This window comes from Isoptericola sp. NPDC055881 (assembly GCF_053615895.1).
This window is the reverse complement of the sequence record NZ_JBSHCR010000054.1, coordinates 15,604-29,168: the sequence shown is the minus strand read 5'-3', so window position 1 is coordinate 29,168 and position 13,565 is coordinate 15,604. Positions and strand designations below refer to the sequence as shown.

The window sequence follows — 13,565 nt, the reverse complement described above, 5'->3', positions numbered from 1 at the left end:
CACCCCGAGGGGTGGGCGCCTTCTGCGTTGCCGTCCAGGTTCCAGTCCGAAGGGCTGAAGGACTCCTGAGCATTGCCTGTGTGTCCGGAGGGGGACTTGAACCCCCACGCCCGATAAAGGGCACTAGCACCTCAAGCTAGCGCGTCTGCCATTCCGCCACCCGGACGAGTGGACCTCGGCGGCGCTCTCACGCCGTCTCGGTGCGTGGAAAAACATAGCACGGCGAGGCGGGGCTCCTGCAAACCGCCGACGGCCTACCGTGGCGACGTGGCACAGCGCATCGAGGACTACGCCCTGGTCGGTGACCTGCAGACGGCCGCCCTCGTCAGTCGCACGGGTTCCGTCGACTGGCTCTGTCTACCGGCGTTCGACTCCCCCGCCTGCTTCGCCGCCTTGCTCGGCGACGACTCCCACGGCTCGTGGCAGCTCGCCCCCGCGGCGGGGGGTGCTTGCACGCGGCGACGCTACCGGGACGACAGCCTCGTGCTGGAGACCGAGTGGGAGACCCCCGACGGCCTCGTCCGTGTGATCGACTTCATGCCCCCGCGCGGCAAGGCACCCGACCTGGTGCGCATCGTCGAGGGCGTCTCGGGGCGGGTGCGGATGCGGTGCGACCTGCGCCTGCGCTTCGACTACGGCAGCGTCGCCCCCTGGGTGAGCGAGGTGGAGGACGGCGTGCTGCGCGCGGTCGCAGGACCGGACGCGGTGAGCGTCGTGACACCGGTGCACCTGACGCACGGGGGCGGCCCCCTCGACGACCTGCACGCCGAGTTCGAGGTGACGGGCGGGGACCGGGTCCCGTTCGTGCTCACGCACTTCCCGTCCCACGTCCAGCCCCCAAAGTCCGCCGACCCCGAGCCGGCGCTGCAGGACACCCTCCGGTTCTGGGCCTCGTGGGTCGGCAGCACCCGGTACGACGGTCGGTGGTCCTCGGCCGTGCACCGCTCCCTGATGACCCTCAAGGCGCTCACCTACCACCCCACCGGCGGCATCGCCGCGGCCGCCACGACGTCCCTGCCCGAGGACCTCGGAGGCGAACGCAACTGGGACTACCGCTTCTGCTGGCTGCGCGACGCGGCGTTCACGCTGCTGTCCCTCCTGAGCACCGGGCACACCGCCGAGGCGGGCGCCTGGCGCGAGTGGCTGCTGCGCGCCGTCGCCGGCGACCCCGCCGACCTGCACATCATGTACGGGCTCGACGGCCGACGGCGGATCCCCGAGAGCACGCTGGACTGGCTGCCCGGGTACGAAGGCTCCCGCCCGGTCCGGGTCGGGAACGCCGCCGCCGGACAGCTGCAGCTCGACGTGTGGGGCGAGGTGCTGGTGTGCCTGGACCTGGCACGGTCGTCGTCGCTCGGCGCGAAGGACGAGACCTGGCAGCTCGAGACGGCGCTCATGGACTTCCTCGAGGGCCACTGGCGCGACCTCGACAACGGCCTGTGGGAGGTGCGCGGCCCACGACGAGCGTTCGTGCACTCCCGGGTCATGGCCTGGGCGGGGGTGGACCGCGCGGTGCGCGGCATCGAGCACTTCGGGCTCGACGGGCCGCTCGACCGGTGGAAGGCGCTGCGCGAGGAGATCCGCACCGACGTGCTGACCCACGGGTACGACGCCGACCGCCAGACCTTCACCCAGTTCTACGGGTCCCAGGGCCTCGACGCCTCCCTGCTGCTCCTCCCGCGCGTGGGGTTCCTGCCCTGGGACGACCCGCGGGTCGTCGGGACGGTCGAGGCGGTGCAGCGCGAGCTGTCCACGTCCGACGGGCTCCTGCTGCGCTACCGGCAGGACGCCGACGGGGGCGTGGACGGGCTGGCGGGAGGCGAGGGCACGTTCCTCGTGTGCAGCTTCTGGCTCGTGCACGCCCTGGAGGGGATCGGCAGGCACGACGAGGCGGTGCAGCTCTTCGAACGCCTGCTCGCGCTGCGCAACGACGTCGGCCTGCTCAGCGAGGAGTACGACGTCGCCACCGGTCGGCAGCTCGGCAACACCCCGCAGGCGTTCAGCCACGTGGGTCTCGTGAACGCCGCGCGAGCGCTCAGCGGTGGCGACCTCGTCGACGTCTTCGGCGTGCCCGACGAGGGCCCGCCCACGCCCTGAGCACACCGAGCGGTCCCGGCCGTCGGTGCCGCCGTGTACCGTCCCCCTGGCCGGACCAACCGGTCAAGGGTGCGGAACTGGACAAGCGTGTCCGGACAGGAGAATGACGACGTCATGATGGGTGGGCACCATGCCGCGTCGGGCGCGGCCGCTTGGGTCGCGGTCACGTCGACGGCGCCGTTCGCGCTCGGTTGGCACCCGGTGTCGGACGTCGGGGTGATGACCGGTGCGCTGGTCTGCGCGGGTGCCGCGCTGCTGCCCGACGCCGACCACCACAGCGGCACCATCGCGCACTCGCTGCCCCCCGTCTCGGAGGGGGTCACGAAGCTCGTCGCCGCCCTCTCCGGCGGGCACCGCAACGGGACCCACTCGATCCTCGGCATCGCCGTCTTCACCGCGATCGCGTGGGTCATGGGCATGGTGTCCCTCCAGACCGAGGCGTTCGGGGAGGTGCTGGTCGGCCCCGGCATCATGGCCGTCCTGCTCATCGCCTTCGCGCTGCGCGCCTGGAAGGTCACCGACGGGAAACGGTGGTGGAACTGGACGCTGTCGCTGCTCCTGGCCGGGTGCGTGGCCGTCTTCGCGCCCGAGGAGTGGAACTGGATGCCGTTCTGCGTCGGGCTCGGCTGCGCGGTGCACGTCGTCGGCGACCTCCTCACCACCGCCGGCGTGCCGCTCCTGTGGCCGCTGAGGTTCCGTTCCCCGTACTGGGTGCGCCGCTACCGGGTGCTGCCGTTCGACGAGGTGTGGCGCGACGGCGGCAACCTCTCCCTGCCCGTCCTCGGCGACGCCGGGTCGTGGCGCGAGTGGCTGGTCATGACCCCCGTCAGCCTCTACGCCGTCGTCGGCGTGACCTGGGCCGCGCTGCAGCAGATGGGGTACGACACGCAGCCGGTGTGGGAGAACGTGTCCGGCTGGGTCAGCACGCTCGGCTCCTGAGCCACGCCGAGACGGCGGATAAAAGGGTGGACCGCCCCGAGGCGCCCTGGCATGCTTCCGGCAGGCGGCACGCGATCGGCGCGGGCCAGCACACGAAGGAGGGCAGAGCGATGGACGTCGTCGTCATGCGCGCCCTCCCGGAGACGCTCCGGCGGGCGGACACCACCCGAACCTGAGGGGCCGTGCTCGAGCTCCTCGTCCTGAGCAGGAGTCTCGCGTGCACCAGCACACCCCTTCCCCGTTCGTCTCTTCACCTGTCTTCCCCCTCTCCCTTTCTCCCTTCGGCGAGGACGTCGCCGGCGACCTGCCCGTGGAGCCCGGCCCCGACCAGCGGTGGTCCACCTGGACCTCGGTGACGAAGGGCCAGCGCGGCCCCGAGCCGCGTCCGGACTGGATCGTCACCGCTGACGCCGCGCTCGACACCGAGCTCGGCGTCCTCAAGACCGGCAAGGAGGCGGACGTCTTCCTCGTCGAGCGCGCCGTGCCCGGCGACCCGGACCGCCGCAGCCTGCTCGCCGCCAAGCGCTATCGCAGCCGGGACCACCGGCAGTTCTACCGCGACGGCGAGTACACCGACGGCCGCCGCGTGCGCCGCACGCGCGACCAGCGCGCCATCGAGGACCGCAAGTCCTCCTGGGGCAAGGCCGTGGCCGCCACGCAGTGGGCGGACGCCGAGTTCCTGGCGCTGTCCCGGCTCTGGGACGCGGGCGCCCCCGTGCCCTACCCCGTCCAGATCGACGCGACGGAGATCCTCCTGGAGTTCGTCGGCCAGGAGACCGCCGACGGGGAGGCCGAGGCCGCGCCCCGGCTCGCCCGCACGCGCCCCGAGCCCGAGCAGCTCGCCGACTGGTTCGACCAGTTGCGGCACGGGATGGGCGTCATCGCCCGCCTCGGCTGGGCGCACGGCGACCTGTCGCCGTACAACATCCTCGTGGCCGACGCCGACGAGGGCGGGCGGCTCGTGATCATCGACCTGCCCCAGGTCGTGGACCTCGTGGCCAACCCGTTCGGCGCGGACCTGCTGCACCGCGACTGCCGCAACGTGTGCACGTGGTTCGTCTCCCGCGGCCTCGACGTCGACCCCGACGAGCTGTTCGCGGAGGTCTTCGCCCAGGCCTGGTGAGGCATCGGCTGGGCCGGGCACGCACGGGGCACGGAAGGGGGCATGGGAGGGCGCGGGCGCGGGTGTCAGCCGCCCGCGCCCACGCCGTTGTCCGGGGCGCCGTCGCCCGGGGGCAGGTCGCCGCGCTCGACCGGCGCCTGGTCGCCGGGAGGCGCCTCGGCGAGCAGGTCGTCCAGCTCCTGCGACGTCGGCACCCGGACGTTCCCCGCGGCCTCCCGGAGCGCGTCGTGGTCGGCCGTCAGCCCCGACACCCGGACCAGCACCTCGTCGCGCGCCTGGACGTACTCCTCCGCGTCGCCGGACGTCCGGCGCAGCAGCTCACCCTCCTCGACGCAGCTGACGGGCCCTTCCACGGAGCCGCCGCCCGTGTCCGTCAAGGGCGCGGCGGAGCAGTCGTCCACGCTCATCTGACCGCCGACGGCGGTCAGCAGGAAGATGCTGCCGGTCGCGGCATCGCTGAAGATCAGCGAGAACCCGTCCGTGCCGTAGGCACCCGCGGCCATCGCCACGGGCTCGAAGCCCTCCGCCGACGTGGTGAGCACGTACTGCGGCCGGGCCCCCCACCGGGCCGCGGCGTCCGCGACCTCCTGCGACGAGGCCGGCTCGGTGGTGGCGCACCCGGCCACCACCGCGACCGTGAGCAGACTGAGGGCTGCAGGCAGGATCCGTGCATGACGGGGGCTCATGAGCGCCGATGATGTCACGGGGCTACCGTGGACGGATGGGTGCACCGGCCGCGTACGACGACGAGGCGCTGGCAGCGTTCTTCGCGGACCTCGGCCTCGCCCTCGGCGCAGGAGACCTCGAGGACCTCTCCGAACGGTTCGACCTCCCGGCGCTGCACGCGGGCCAGACCAGCTCCACGGTCATGACGTCGCCCGAGCAGGTCCTGGAGCTCCACCGGACGCGGCCCGTCTCCCAGGAGGCCGCGGACGCCGTCGCCGCCGTCCCTGAGGTCCGGGCCGTCGACGAGGCGGGCTGGGGGCTGCTCTGGGTCGCGGTGCGATGGAGCTACCGGGACGAGCTCGCCGCCGAGCGGGCGAGCGAAGACGTCCGCTACCTGCTGCGTCGCGGACGCACCACGTTCGCCGTCTGCGTGCTGGCACCCTCCGACTGAGCGTCCGCGCGCTCCCCCCCTTCCCCCGGGGCCCGATCCGTGGTTTTGTATAAGTACGCACTTATAGAAACGGACCCGGAGGAGTCGTCATGACCATCACCATCGACCCCGTGGCCACCGCCGGCCTGGTCGCGCGGGAGATCCGCACCGGTGAGCGGAACGGTGCACCGACGAAGATCGCCGTCGCCCGCCGTGCCTATGCCACCGACCGCGCCGACCTGTGGGAGGCGGTCACCTCCCCCGAGCGCATCCGCCGCTGGTTCCTGCCCGTCACCGGCGACCTCGCTGTCGGCGGCCGGTACCAGCTCGAGGGCAACGCCGGGGGCACGGTCGAGCGCTGCACGGCCCCCGACGGCTTCGCGGTGACGTGGGAGTTCGGCGGCTCGGTCTCGTGGCTCTCCGTGACCCTCGCGCCTGCCGAGGACGGCACGGTGCTGGAGCTGGTGCACGAGGCCGTCGTGCCGCAGGAGCTGTGGGACCAGTACGGCCCGGGCGCCACCGGCGTCGGCTGGGACCTCGGCCTCATGGGGCTCGGTCTGCACGTCGCGGACCCTGCGACCCCCCTCGACCCGCAGGTCGCGGAGGCGTGGACGCTCTCGCCCGACGGCGTCGCGTTCGCGCGTCTCGCGGCGACAGGCTGGGCCGACGCCGCGGTCGCCGACGGGGACGACCCCGTCGCGGCCCGGGCGGCCGCCGAGCGCACCGTCGCGTTCTACACGACCGTGCCGGAGGCCTGATGCCCGAGGGACCGGCCGGCGCCGCACCGTCGCGCCGGCGCGGCGTCTTCGAGGCGCTGGGCGACCCGGTCCGACGTCGGCTGCTCGAGCTGCTCGCCCCCGGCGAGCAGCCGGCCGGCGCGCTGGTCGAGGCACTGCAGGCGGAGGACCGCATCTCCCAGCCCGCGGTCTCGCAGCACCTGCGGGTGCTGCGGGACGCGCGCCTCGTCACCGTCCGCGCGGAGGGCACCCGCCGTCTCTACGCCGTCGACGACGCCGGGCTCGACGTCGCGCGCCTCTGGCTGGCGCACTTCGCATCGCCGTTCGCCCAGCCGCTCGACGCTCTGGAGACGGAGCTGGCCCGCGGCCGTCGCGCGCGGCGGCAGGGCACAGGCGCCGGAGACGCCGGAGACGCCGGAGACGTCGGAGCGGCCCGGACTCGGCCGGGCCAGACGGGGTGAGCCTCAGCCGCCGCTCGGGACGAGCTCGCGGCGCAACACCCAGCGCGGCAGGCGACCGCTCGTCGCGGCCGTCTCCCCGACGCGGTCGAAGCCGACCGACTCGAACAGGCCGACCGTGCCCACGAACGCCGCGCCGACCGGGACCCTGCGCCCCGGGGCCGGCTCGACCGGGAACCCCTGCACGGCGTGCGCCCCGTGGTCGCGCGCGTAGTCGACGGCGGCCCCCAGGAGGGCGCGGGCGATCCCGCGCCGCCGGTACCCCGGCCGGACGACGAAGCACATCACGGCCCACGTGGTCGGCCACTCGGCCTCCTCGACGCGGGGCAGCACGCGCGAGTGCTGGAGCGACGACGCCGCGGACACGGGCGCGAGGCCGACCCAGCCGACCACCTCCTCGTCGGCCACGTGCTCGCCGTCCCGCTGACCGTCCTCTGCGAGGTAGGCGAGGAGACCGGGGGCGGGGACGCGGCCCGACAGGTCGCGCAGGTGCTCGCGCCGGCCGTCCACGGGCAGGCCGCGTGGCTGACGCCAGTGCAGGCACCAGCACACCTGCCCCCGGCCGCGCGGGTCGAGCATCGTCACCACGTCGTCGAACCGGTCCGCGTCGGCCGGTGCGATCCGGAGACCGGTCACCATGCCCGTCAGGCTAGACAGCCCCCGTCCCGGTCGCCCGCGGGGCGCCGTCACCGGAAGTCACGCGACCGGGTGGTCACCGGCAGCCGCAGCGGCGCGAGGTGCTCCGCGAGCAGGTTGACCGCGCCGTCGGCACTCTCGATCCGGCCGCGGACCACCATCGCGGGGGCGCTGCGCGCCACGGTGCGGAAGCGGCGCCACAGGCCCGGGGAGCAGATCACGTTGAGCAGCCCGGTCTCGTCCTCGAGCGACAGGAACGTCACGCCACCCGCGGTGCCCGGGCGCTGCCGGTGCGTCACGACGCCGCCCACCGCCGCCCGCCGGCCGGGCTCGGTGGCGCACGCCTGCGCGACGGTGAGCACGCCCGCCCGCTCGAGCCCGTCCCGCACGTGCTCCAGCGGCGACGTCGAGCCCGGCGTGATGCCGGTGGCCCAGGCGTCCGCGACGTCCACCTCGACCGGCGTCATGCCGGGCAGCGTCGGGGCGTCCACCCCGACGGACACGCCCGGCAGGGTGCCCGGCCCTTCCTGGCCGAGGGCGCCCGCGGCCCACAGTGCCTCCCGGCGTCCTGCCCCGAGACCTTCCGTGGCGCCCGCCGTCGCGAGCGCCTCCAGCTGGGCGGTGCTCAGCCCGACCCGGCGGGCCAGGTCGCGCAGGTCGCGGAACGGCCCGTGCGCCGCACGCTCGGCGACCAGCTGCTCCGCCAGGTCGTCGCCGATGCCGCGCACGGCCGACAACCCGAGGCGCACCGCGAGCGCGGGGTCCGGCGGCGGGCCGAACTGGTCGGCCGCCGGGGTCTCGGCGCGACGGGCCGCCTCGCCCGGCGGGGAGGTCAGCCGTTCGACGCCAGCGAGCGCCCGCGAGGCGTTCACGTCGGGACGCAGCACCTGCACGCCGTGGCGCCGTGCGTCCGCGGCCAGCGACTGCGGCGAGTAGAAGCCCATCGGCTGCGCCGCCAGGAGCCCGGCGTAGAACGCGGCCGGGTGGTGCACCTTGAGCCACGAGCTGGCGTACACGAGGTAGGCGAACGAGTAGGCGTGCGACTCGGGGAAGCCGAAGTCCGCGAACGCCTTGAGCTTGTCGTAGATCTCCTCCCGCACGGCGGGGTCGTCGACCCCCTTGGCCCGCATCCCCTCCAGGAGCCGGCCGCGCAGCTCCTCCATCCGTTCGACGGAACGCTTCGAGCCCATCGCCCGGCGCAGCTGGTCGGACTCCTTGGGGGTGAAGCCCGCGACGTCGATCGCCATCTGCATGAGCTGTTCCTGGAACAGCGGCACGCCCTTCGTCTTGCCGAGGGAGCTCTCCAGCAGCGGGTGCAGGAAGGTCACCGGCTCGCGGCCCCGCGCACGCTCGATGTACGGGTGCACCGACCCGCCCTGGATCGGCCCGGGGCGGATGAGCGCGACCTCGATGACGATGTCGTAGAACACCCGCGGCTGCAGGCGCGGCAAGGTCGCCATCTGGGCGCGCGACTCCACCTGGAACACGCCGACGGTGTCGGCGGCGCACAGCAGGTCGTACACCGCGGGGTCGTCGTCGGGCAGGCCGTGCAGCGTGAGCTGTTCGCCCGTGTGCTCGGCGACCGAGTCGAACGCGTACCGGATCGCGGTGAGCATGCCGAGGCCGAGCAGGTCGAACTTCACCAGCCCGGCGTCCGCGCAGTCCTCCTTGTCCCACTGCAGCACGGTGCGCCCTTCCATGCGGGCCCACTCCACGGGGCAGACCTCGATCACCGGGCGGTCGCACATGACCATCCCGCCGGAGTGGATGCCCAGGTGCCGGGGCAGACGCAGCATGCGGTCGGCCAGGTCGAGCACCGGCGCGGGGATCTGCCCTTCCTCCTCGGCCGACGGCGGGCGGTGCTCGGGCACGACGTCGTGGGTGTCGTCCGCGCGACGCGTGTCGCCCTCGTCCGTCGCGAGCGGGTCGACGACCCGCCGGTAGCCCAGGGACGGCGTCCAGTCCCGCCGCCCCTGGCCCGGCAGGTGCCCCTGATGGGGCCGGTCGTTCCCGGGGAGCGTCTCTGCCGGCCCCCACAGCGCGGCCACCCGGGCGTCCTTGGCGGCGGTCCGGTTCGTCGGGCTGCCTGCACCCTGCGCACCCGGCGAACTCGGCGAACCCTGCGGACCCGGTGCGCCTGCCGCCGCCCGGGCGGCCTGCGCCGCGGCGTCGGCCGCCGGGCTGACGGGGTCGGGCCCGCGCAGCGACCCCCAGCGCTCGATGGACTTGCTCCAGGCGTCCTGCTGGCCGACGTCGTACCCGAGGGCGCGGGCCGCGTCGCGCACGGCCGAGCGCGGCCGGTAGGAGATGACGTTGGCCACCTGCGCCGCGTGCGTGCGCCCGAACGTGGTGTAGACGTGCTGGATGACCTCCTCGCGCCGCCCGGACTCGATGTCGATGTCGATGTCCGGCGGCCCGTCGCGCTCGGGGGCGAGGAAGCGTTCGAACAGCAGGCCGTGCTTCACGGCGTCGACGGCGGTGATGCCGAGCGCGTAGCAGACCGCCGAGTTGGCGGCGCTCCCCCGGCCCTGGCACAGGATGCCCTCCCGGCGGCAGAACTCCACGAGGTCGTAGACGACGAGGAAGTAGCCGGGGAAGGTCAGGTCCTCGATGACGCGCAGCTCGTGGTCGATCTGCGCCCACGCCCGCGCGTCGCCGGCGCCGTCCGGCCCCGGGCGCGGCCCGTACCGGTCGGTGGCCCCGCGCCGCACCAGCTCGCGCAGCCAGGTCGCCTCGTCGTGCCCGTCGGGCACGGGGTAGGGCGGCAGGTTCGGCGCCACCAGGCGCAGGTCGAAGGCGCACTCCGCGGCGAGCGCCGCGGCGGCGGCGACGGCCTGCGGGTGCCGGCGGTGCAGCGAGCGCATCTCGGCGGCCGAGCGCAGGTGCGCGACCGGACCGCCGGGCAGCCAGCCGTCCAGGCCGTCCAGCGACGACCGCGCCCGGACGGCGGCGAGCGCGCCCGCCAGGTCGGCGTCGCGCGGGCGGGCGTAGTGCGCGGCGGTGGTCGCGACGAGCGGGAGGCGTGCGTCGCGGGCCAGCGCGGCGAGGGCGGCGTGCAGGTCGGCGTCCCGGGGGTCGCCGGTCGCGGTGATCTCGACGGCCACGTTGTCGCGGCCGAAGGTGTCGACCAGCAGGTCCAGCTCGCGCCGGGCCGCGCCGGTGCCGCCGCCCGGCCCGGGGGCGGTCAGGGCGCGCCGGACGGCGCCCTTGCGGCACCCGGTGAGCACAAGCCACTCGCCGTCCGCCGCGGCGCCGAGACGCTCGAGGTCGTAGCGGGCCTTGCCCTTGACCCCCGCCTCCAGGTGGGCGGTCGCGATCGCGCGGGACAGGTTCCGGTAGCCCTGGTCGCCGCGCGCCAGCACCAGCAGGTGGGTGGCGCGCGGGTCGGGCAGGCCGGTCGGCGTGTCAAGGACCGGCCGGCTCCCGGCCGTCCCCGGCGCCGCACCCGGCGTCAGCGGGGCGGGGAGGTGCAGCTCGGCGCCGAAGACCGTGGGCAGCCCCACCTTCCGGGCGGCCTCCGCGAACCGCACCACCCCGTACAGCCCGTCGTGGTCGGTCAGCGCGAGCGCCTCCAGACCCAGCCGCGCACCCTCGGCCGCCAGCTCTTCCGGGTGCGACGCGCCGTCCAGGAAGCTGAACGCCGAGTGGGCGTGCAGCTCCGCGTACCCGCCCGCGCTCCCCCGTCGCGTCGTCTCAGTCATAGATCGCCTCCACCTGCCACGTGCCGCCGGACTGCGCCAGCAGCAGCGCCCGCCCGTCGTCGAGCACCGCCTGCAGGTAGACGCGGCGCGCTCCCCCGTCGGCGGCCCACCAGCGCTCGGCGAGCGGCCACGGCCCCGCCCAGCCCGTCACCGTCGCCAGGTCGCGGACACCGGTCGCGTCCCGGCTCTCCGCCGCACCGTCCCCTCCCGCACGGCCCGGCTCACGACCGCACACGACGGTCGCGGGCTCGCCGCTCATCGCGAGCCGGGCGTCGACGACGACGTCCCGCCCTGCCGCGTCCAGCACCCGGGCGGGCACCGGCTCGTCGGGCAGGCCGGCGGGTGCCGGGCTGGGCAGAGCGCCGGGCCAGGGCCGGTCGGGGTCTCGACCCGCTCCCCCCTCCGTGCCGAAAGGCACGAGCCGCACCCGGTCGCGTGGTCCGCGGCCGCCCTGCAGCTCCACCGTGAGCACGGCGTGGCCGCCGAGCAGCCCCTGCACCCTCCCGAGCGCACGCCGGGCACGCTCCCCCTCGCCCGCGTCCGCCCCCCACAGGCCGGGCTGGTGCGTCGTCGCCGGGACGACGTCCTCGGCCGCCAGCGCGAGGTGCGCGATCGGCGCGACGACGGGGTCGGCGTCGGACCCGCGCCGGGCGGACGCCGCGGTGAGCCAGCCCTCGAGCTGCCACCGCACGCGGTCGGTGATCCGCGCGGCGCTCATCCCGCCGGCCGCGGCGTCGTCCGTGCGCCACACCCGCTCCAGCACGGCGCCCTCCCCCTCGCCGACGTCGTCGCCGCCCAGGTCGGCGCCCGCCGTGCGCGCGGTGATCCGCAGCCGGCCGCAGGCCAGGCCGCGGGCGGCGAGCAGGTCGTGCAGCGCGGTCGCCAGCCGGCGGGCGGCGAAGGTCGCGACGTCGACCCGCAGGGCGGGCGGGTCCAGCTCCTCCGCGACGGCGAGGTCCTCCTCCACGCGGCGGCGGGCCGGCGGGCGCAGGTCCTCCCCGCGGGCCAGGCGCTGCGCCCAGGTCCCCAGGTCGCCGAAGCGCGCCTGCACGCTCGGGGCGGGCAGGGCGGCCAGGTCGCCCAGGGTGTGCAGCCCCAGCCGCCACCAGAGCCCCGCCGCCTCGCGCACGGCGGCCACCCCGGCCGGGTCGCAGACGGCGTGCACCAGCTCGCCCACCGGCCGGTCGGCGAGGAACGCCGCCGAGCCGCCCGTGGGCACGACGGCGTCCTCGCGGGCGGCGAGCACCGCCGCGAGCAGCCCGTCGGCCACCCCCACCTGGCACTCGTGCCCGGTGCGCGCGGCGACCGCGCCCGCCAGGGCCTGCGCCAGCGCGAGCTCGGAGCCGTGGTAGCGCGCGGCCCCGCCGGCCGGCAGCAGGAGCAGCCCTGGCCGCGCCACCTCGAGGCCTGCCACCACCGTCTCGGCGGCGAGCGCCACGGGCTCGAACTCGCGGGCGTCGCGCGCGTCGTCGGCGGGCAGCAGCGCCACCTCGGGGCACCGCTCCTGCGCCTGCCGGCGCCGCATCCCGCGCCGCACCCCCTGCGCGCGGGCGACGGCGGAGACCGCCACGACACTGTGCCCGGCGCCCGCCCCGCCGCCCGACCGCGCGCCGAGCACCGCGGCGGGGACGTGCGCGTCCAGGCCTGCGCCCGCCAGCGCCGCCACCACCGGCCAGTCCGGCACCCACAGCACGGCCGTCCGGGACCCTCCTTCCGGAACGCGGCCCGACGCCGCAGCGCCCTCTACCGCAGCACCCGCTGCCGCAGCACCCGCTGTCGCCACCATCACGCCACCCGCAGCCGGGCGCCCGGCTGCTCCCGACGCCTGTCGTCACGCACGTCCGCGCCCACGGCTCCCTCGCCGCCGAGGCCCGGCGCGACGGGCTCGCCCCCCAGCACCCGCTCGACCCGCAGCGGCACGTCGACCTCGACCTCGACCGGGCGGGCGGCGGAGCCGCGCCCGGTGCGACGCACGCGCAAGGTCCGCCGGCGCAGCCACCCCGACCCGTGGTCGACGCCGGACCAGGTGCCGCCCCGGGCGTCGAGGGTGACGTGCGCACCGGGCCAGGCCGCCTGCGCGACCAGCACCGCGCCCCGCTCGCGGGCACGTGCGGCCAGACGGCGGCGGTCGGTGTCCAGCAGCGTGGCGCCGGGCCCGACGACCACGACGTCCATGCCGTCGAGCAGGGCGGCGAGGGCGGCCGGCGCGTCCGGTCCGGGGGCGGGCACGAGCACGGTCCGCCCGAGGGCGATCCCGGCGTCCGCGGCGGCCAGCATCCCGACCGCGGGGGCCCCGACGAGCGCGACCCACGCCCCGGCCTGCGACGCCTCCCCCAGCAGGGCGAGCAGGAGCGTCGTCGAGCCACGGACCGCGAGCACCGTGCCCGCGGCCAGACCGCCTCCGGGAAGGAGCCCGGCCAGCCCCGGGTGCACCGGCAGCAGCCGTCCGGCATCGGGCTCCGTCGTCCGGCCGCGACCCGTGCGCTGCTCCGCCGCCCGGAGCGCCGCCCGGGCGGCGGCCGCCCGGTCGAGGACAGGGTCGGGCGCGAGGGCCGCGGTGCGCGGAGGGGCGACGACCGTCACGCGACCTCCCCCCGGCCCGGACGGGTGAGCACCCGGGCACGACCAGCACGACGGCGACGCCGTCGCGTTCGAACGTCTGTTCGAACACTGTCAGTAGACGTCGCCGCGGCGACCGCTGTCAACCGCGCAGGTCGGGCCGCTGCGGCCGCCTCTCACGTACGCTCTCCTCGCGCGCCCCACCCGGCGCGACACCCC

Annotated in this window: 11 protein-coding genes and 1 tRNA gene; 6 read left to right on the top strand and 6 right to left on the bottom strand. The window is 75.8% G+C overall.

Translation table 11 applies throughout. The features are described from left to right. Positions 1-81: 81 nt before the first annotated feature. A tRNA-Leu gene (locus tag ACWGKI_RS15600) sits at positions 82-166 on the bottom strand. Positions 167-267: 101 nt separating this feature from the next. Between ACWGKI_RS15600 and ACWGKI_RS15595 the strand changes: the two genes are divergently transcribed. The 3 genes from ACWGKI_RS15595 to ACWGKI_RS15585 all read left to right on the top strand — a co-directional run bounded on the left by ACWGKI_RS15595 (position 268) and on the right by ACWGKI_RS15585 (position 4,159). Further along, positions 268-2,097, top strand: coding sequence for a glycoside hydrolase family 15 protein (locus ACWGKI_RS15595; protein WP_452188157.1), 1,830 nt, complete (start codon positions 268-270; stop codon positions 2,095-2,097). 114 nt (positions 2,098-2,211) lie between these two features. Further along, positions 2,212-3,036, top strand: coding sequence for a metal-dependent hydrolase (locus ACWGKI_RS15590; protein ID WP_380243783.1), 825 nt, complete (start codon positions 2,212-2,214; stop codon positions 3,034-3,036). A 217-nt stretch (positions 3,037-3,253) separates the two neighbouring features. After that, positions 3,254-4,159, top strand: coding sequence for a serine protein kinase RIO (locus tag ACWGKI_RS15585; RefSeq protein WP_452188155.1), 906 nt, complete (start codon positions 3,254-3,256; stop codon positions 4,157-4,159). A gap of 65 nt (positions 4,160-4,224) precedes the next feature. Here ACWGKI_RS15585 and ACWGKI_RS15580 read toward each other — a convergent pair whose 3' ends face one another. Further along, on the bottom strand, positions 4,225-4,845 hold the full coding sequence (locus ACWGKI_RS15580) for a hypothetical protein (RefSeq protein ID WP_452188153.1): 621 nt from the start codon (positions 4,843-4,845) through the stop codon (positions 4,225-4,227). Between the two features lie 35 nt (positions 4,846-4,880). Here ACWGKI_RS15580 and ACWGKI_RS15575 point away from each other — a divergent pair, with 35 nt between their 5' ends. From ACWGKI_RS15575 to ACWGKI_RS15565, 3 genes are all read left to right on the top strand, one after another. After that, positions 4,881-5,276, top strand: coding sequence for a hypothetical protein (locus ACWGKI_RS15575; protein ID WP_452188151.1), 396 nt, complete (start codon positions 4,881-4,883; stop codon positions 5,274-5,276). Positions 5,277-5,365: 89 nt separating this feature from the next. After that, positions 5,366-6,013, top strand: coding sequence for an SRPBCC family protein (locus ACWGKI_RS15570; protein WP_452188149.1), 648 nt, complete (start codon positions 5,366-5,368; stop codon positions 6,011-6,013). After that, on the top strand, positions 6,013-6,453 hold the full coding sequence (locus ACWGKI_RS15565) for an ArsR/SmtB family transcription factor (protein WP_452188148.1): 441 nt from the start codon (positions 6,013-6,015) through the stop codon (positions 6,451-6,453). Before ACWGKI_RS15570 ends, ACWGKI_RS15565 begins: the two co-directional genes overlap by 1 nt. Before the next feature lie 3 nt (positions 6,454-6,456). Here the strand turns inward: ACWGKI_RS15565 and ACWGKI_RS15560 are convergent, their stop codons facing one another. The 4 genes from ACWGKI_RS15560 to ACWGKI_RS15545 form a co-directional block, all read right to left on the bottom strand. Further along, positions 6,457-7,089 carry an N-acetyltransferase family protein gene (locus ACWGKI_RS15560; RefSeq protein ID WP_452188147.1) on the bottom strand — a complete coding sequence of 211 codons (633 nt, stop codon included), beginning with the start codon at positions 7,087-7,089 and terminating at the stop codon, positions 6,457-6,459. A gap of 47 nt (positions 7,090-7,136) precedes the next feature. After that, positions 7,137-10,787, bottom strand: a complete 3,651-nt coding sequence (locus ACWGKI_RS15555; RefSeq protein WP_452188145.1) for a PHP domain-containing protein — start codon at positions 10,785-10,787, stop codon at positions 7,137-7,139. Continuing rightward, a complete protein-coding gene (locus ACWGKI_RS15550; RefSeq protein ID WP_452188143.1) occupies positions 10,780-12,480 on the bottom strand; it encodes a DNA polymerase Y family protein in 1,701 nt (566 codons plus the stop codon). The genes ACWGKI_RS15555 and ACWGKI_RS15550 overlap by 8 nt, the downstream gene beginning before the upstream one ends. Before the next feature lie 92 nt (positions 12,481-12,572). After that, on the bottom strand, positions 12,573-13,370 hold the full coding sequence (locus tag ACWGKI_RS15545) for a hypothetical protein (RefSeq protein ID WP_452188141.1): 798 nt from the start codon (positions 13,368-13,370) through the stop codon (positions 12,573-12,575). Between the last annotated feature and the right edge of the window lie 195 nt (positions 13,371-13,565).